Genomic DNA, 470 nt, shown 5'->3' with positions numbered 1-470 from the left:
CCAGAATGCCGCCGGTGTTGGTGTTGATGGCCACGACGGACGGCTCGTTCAGGACGATGCCGCGCCACCTGACGTACACCAGCGTGTTGGCAGTCCCGAGGTCGATAGCCATGTCACGGCCGATTAACGACATTGAGTTCCCCTTGATCCCCATGAGGATGCGTCGCGCCTTCCCAGGAAGCGATGATGGCTTGTTCTGGTAGGCGAGGTTGGCTCTGCGGGCGTGTAAGCTTCCATCGTAGTGCCGTATGCACGGACACAACGCGAGGGCCCTTCGCCATTGTGGGCGGAACGGGTGCCCTTTCCACCCATGGTGACGTTACGTCGGAGGGATGCGTTCCCGCTAGAGGGAACCCTAGGCCGAGGGGCGACCGAATTACTTCGGTCGCCCCCGCCAGGCAGCGCTGTTTGGCCGATCGGGTCAGGAAAGTCCCGGAAAGAAAAGCTTCAGTTCTCGCTCTGCGGACTCC

1 protein-coding gene is annotated in these 470 nt (G+C 61.7%); it reads right to left on the bottom strand.

Going from position 1 to position 470, the window contains the following annotated elements:
• Positions 1–133: rod shape-determining protein (locus RM572_RS29040; protein WP_311676342.1), on the bottom strand; the 133-nt coding region annotated here is incomplete at its 3' end.
• Positions 134–470 lie beyond the last annotated feature (337 nt).

This window comes from Streptomyces hazeniae, from assembly GCF_031845485.1.
GTDB lineage: Bacteria > Actinomycetota > Actinomycetes > Streptomycetales > Streptomycetaceae > Streptomyces > Streptomyces hazeniae.
The sequence above is the reverse complement of the archived record's forward strand: the minus strand, read 5'-3'. Positions and strand labels throughout refer to the sequence as shown.